Source organism: Micromonospora sp. B11E3 (genome assembly GCF_039871625.1).
Lineage (GTDB): Bacteria > Actinomycetota > Actinomycetes > Mycobacteriales > Micromonosporaceae > Micromonospora.
Genome location: NZ_JBDPMC010000171.1, coordinates 1 through 3,075, shown reverse-complemented (window position 1 = coordinate 3,075; position 3,075 = coordinate 1). Strand labels below are relative to the sequence as shown.

Genomic DNA, 3,075 nt, shown 5'->3' with positions numbered 1-3,075 from the left:
TATCTGTACCTGGCCGCCGCCATCGTCACCATCCGTCAGCTCATCACTCGAGCCCGAACCCTCTACCGCTGGGACGCCCGACCCACCACTCGCAGACTCAGATGACACCTATTGCCGGTCGCTCTAAGGCATCGCCCTGAAGATCGTCACCGACGTACAGAACCTCGGAGGGTTCCCAGCCCATCCGCTCGCAGGCGCCGAGGAAGCTTGTGGGATTCGGCTTCGAAGCACCGACGTCGGAGGGCGTGAACAGTGGTGGCGTCAAGGGGAGACGGAGCGAGGCCAGTTTAGCTTCCTGCTGCGCGCGATCGCCGTTGCTCAACACCGCCACACCGGCGGGTGCCCCGCCGAGGAAACGCATCACCTCCGGGACGTCGCTATACGCTGCCCAGGAATTCTCATAGTGGCGCAGGTAGATCGTGAAGAGGTCATCGGCTTGGTCGTCGCTCACGGCTCCGGTGTCTCGTCCATAGGCGGACAGCACGCCGCGGAGCCTGGCCCGCCGTTGTTCCTGGAAGGTCATTGTTTTGTCCAAGTACGCCCGCATGTGGACGGTCTCCAGCCGCTGCCACTCTGTGTGAGCCTCGTACCGCGCCTCCTCGTCGAGGTCGGGAAGCCATTGCAGGCAGGCGGCGAGGAATGCCTTCTCCGCGGCACTCTTGTGGTCCAGCAGAGTGCCGTCTAGGTCCAGCAGGACGGCTTTCACCCGCATCGTCATCACACGACTTTCTGGAAGTCGACCGCTGTCCGCACGGCGCTCATGGTATCGCGGGTCATGGTCCATGGATTTCCCCGTAGCCGGACCCAGGGCATCACCGACCACTCGGCCGGAAGCGATGGCGGTTCGGCGTCCCGCGTACGGCCGGTCCTCAGCCGTTGCGGGATCATGGCGTCGCCGAAGTCCGTCATGTCGCGTTCCAGGACGGTCCGCCGCTCGTCCTGGTCGACGTCGGTCAGCACCTCGATACGGGACGCCGCGAAGTCGGCCTCGCACAGCACCACACCGTGCAGCGGCGTGGCTGAAGCCGGCCGGGAGCCAAAGGCGCGAGCGAAATCCGCAGGCCAGAACAAGTCCTTGCCGACGCTCGGCCGCGCCGGCAGATCCGCCAGCTCCGGCGCCATCGCTCGCCCGACATGCCCGACCGCTACCGCGAACGGCAGCCCGAAAACCGAGCCGTCATGCGGCGACACCACCGACTTGTCGTTGGTGACGAATTCCCACTCTGGAGAACATCGGAGCAGAGCCGACACGAACGAGGTCTTGCCTGCTCCCTTCGGCCCGGTCAGGACGATTCCGGTGCCGTCATAGGTGACGACGGCACCGTGCAGCGGGGCATGATCACGAAGCACCGCGTCCAAGAGCGCACTGCGTACCTGCTGGAACGCCTTGATGATGACCGCTTCTCCGTGTTCCGAGCGTGTGGTGTTCTCGAACTCCAGGGAAGCGACGAGGGTGGCCCCGTCCGCGGTCGCCGTCCGTCGGACATAGGGCGCCAGGAGATCTGCGGCTGCGGCGAGTAAGCCGTCGTCACCGGTGACGGACACGACGCGGTCCGCGAAGCGGAACATGGTACGGCTCATCGTGGCTCACCGGTATCGAAGAGGAACCTGAGCCCGATGGACACAGTGCCGATCCGCCGCCACTTCCATCGTGGCATGTGCCACTGTGCTCCGATGGGTTTGTTCCAACCCCCGCCGACCACTGGCGCCTCGTCCGATGATTCGTTTCGCAGATCGCACCATTCGCCGACGTTGCCCAGCAGGTCGTAGAAGCCCAGTAGACTGGGCCGGAACTCCCTGGTCGGCGACGTGCGTCCGATGTGCTCGTCAAAGTTAGCGAGTTCCGGTGACGGCGCCGCGTTTCCCCAGGGGAACCGGCTCCTGTGAGCCTGGATCACCTGGTGCCACTCATCGACGGTAGGAAGTCGCGCCCCTACCTGCTCGGCCATTGCCTGGGCGCCGAACCAGCTGACACCGGTCACCGGGTGGTTCTCTCGGCCGACGACCGGTCGATAGCCGGCCGCGTCGTACGTGATGGTGTTGTCTGGGTTGATGACGTTCACATTCGTATACGAGTCGTTCGGATCGTCACGGATCGGCATCGTGTTCAGAATCGATGCCGCCTGCACGGCCGTGATCGGGCTCCGTAGCAACCGCCGGCCCGCGCCGATGGGAATGGCGTCGTCCAGGAGCATGGCGCGGATCTCAGCGCACGGCCGCGAAAAGATACCCAAGGTCATGCAGTTCCTCCTCACATGCGGCTGTTACGAATGCCTGGTCCGCCGGGCTCAGGTGACGGCGCCATCCGTCAAGAACCTCGTCCCGGTGGCGGTAGGTGGAGTACATTCCGCCCCGAGTCTCCCGCTCACTCTCCCTGCGCAGGACGAGCTGTTCCCGCTGCACTTCGAGGCCGAGAAAGGACATGACGAGGGCGAGAGATGTCTCGTCGTCCTGCACGATGTCCTCGAGGCGGACGGTGACGACCGGAAGCGCCTCCACGCTCGCCCGGAACTCGTATTGCCGCACTTTCCAACTGGTCACGCATCGCATCAGGGGCGTTTCCAGAAGCGGTTCGACCGGCGAGTCCGGATGACGGGCGAAGTAGGCCGTCAACCGGTCCGCGTATCCCCACTGACGATCCACGTCATGCTTCAGCAGCGAAGCGACCACGGCCCGCGGGTCGCGAACCACATGCACGATGCGCAACGGTGGGACGGCCGACAGGAGCCAGGGGATCTTCTCGAAAAGCAGGGTTTCCTTGAACCCCCGCACCTGTCCCGACGGCACGGCCTCCAAGTAGCTGACGAGGTCCCGGAAGAACCGCTGCGATAGGGGATACTCGCGCAACGACTCGTGCAGATGGACGGGGTGGTAGGAGTCGGCGCCCCACCTTTCGAGATCGGTCCGGGGGAATCCCCGGGTGTGCACCGACAAAGGCTCGTCGATGAAACTGAGCCTTTCCGCGTAACGGTGTGAGTGCGGCGGGTAGCGGTGCTGGTGGCCGGTGCGGACACGCCCGGACCCGTTGTGGTGCAAGGGAAAGACGCAGAACCCCGGTATGAAGTGGTCCTCTCA

At 64.7% G+C, this 3,075-nt stretch carries 4 protein-coding genes and 1 pseudogene; 1 reads left to right on the top strand and 4 read right to left on the bottom strand.

The window, feature by feature from the left end; translation table 11 throughout:
• A pseudogene (locus tag ABGB16_RS33345) lies at positions 1-105 on the top strand (IS5/IS1182 family transposase); the annotation flags it as partial.
• Here the strand turns inward: ABGB16_RS33345 and ABGB16_RS33340 are convergent.
• Genes ABGB16_RS33340 through ABGB16_RS33325 form a run of 4 tightly spaced genes read right to left on the bottom strand, consistent with a single transcriptional unit; the run spans position 98 to position 2,928 of the window.
• Positions 98-718: an HAD-IA family hydrolase gene (locus ABGB16_RS33340; RefSeq protein WP_347672033.1), complete on the bottom strand. Its 621-nt coding sequence runs from the start codon at positions 716-718 to the stop codon at positions 98-100. The pseudogene ABGB16_RS33345 and the gene ABGB16_RS33340 overlap by 8 nt on opposite strands.
• Positions 718-1,581 carry a hypothetical protein gene (locus tag ABGB16_RS33335; protein ID WP_347672032.1) on the bottom strand — a complete coding sequence of 288 codons (864 nt, stop codon included), beginning with the start codon at positions 1,579-1,581 and terminating at the stop codon, positions 718-720. The genes ABGB16_RS33340 and ABGB16_RS33335 overlap by 1 nt, the downstream gene beginning before the upstream one ends.
• Positions 1,578-2,240, bottom strand: coding sequence for an SUMF1/EgtB/PvdO family nonheme iron enzyme (locus tag ABGB16_RS33330; RefSeq protein ID WP_347672031.1), 663 nt, complete (start codon positions 2,238-2,240; stop codon positions 1,578-1,580). Before ABGB16_RS33330 ends, ABGB16_RS33335 begins: the two co-directional genes overlap by 4 nt.
• The gene (locus ABGB16_RS33325) at positions 2,206-2,928 is read right to left on the bottom strand and encodes a sulfotransferase (RefSeq protein ID WP_347672030.1); all 723 of its coding nucleotides are present in this window, start codon (positions 2,926-2,928) and stop codon (positions 2,206-2,208) included. The genes ABGB16_RS33330 and ABGB16_RS33325 overlap by 35 nt, the downstream gene beginning before the upstream one ends.
• Positions 2,929-3,075: the final 147 nt, after the last annotated feature.

Coding starts and splice junctions, on each gene's coding strand:
- ABGB16_RS33340 (WP_347672033.1), bottom strand. CDS start 718: ATGACGATGCGGGTGAAAGCCGTCCTGCTGGACCTAGACGGCACTCTG.
- ABGB16_RS33335 (WP_347672032.1), bottom strand. CDS start 1,581: ATGAGCCGTACCATGTTCCGCTTCGCGGACCGCGTCGTGTCCGTCACC.
- ABGB16_RS33330 (WP_347672031.1), bottom strand. CDS start 2,240: ATGACCTTGGGTATCTTTTCGCGGCCGTGCGCTGAGATCCGCGCCATG.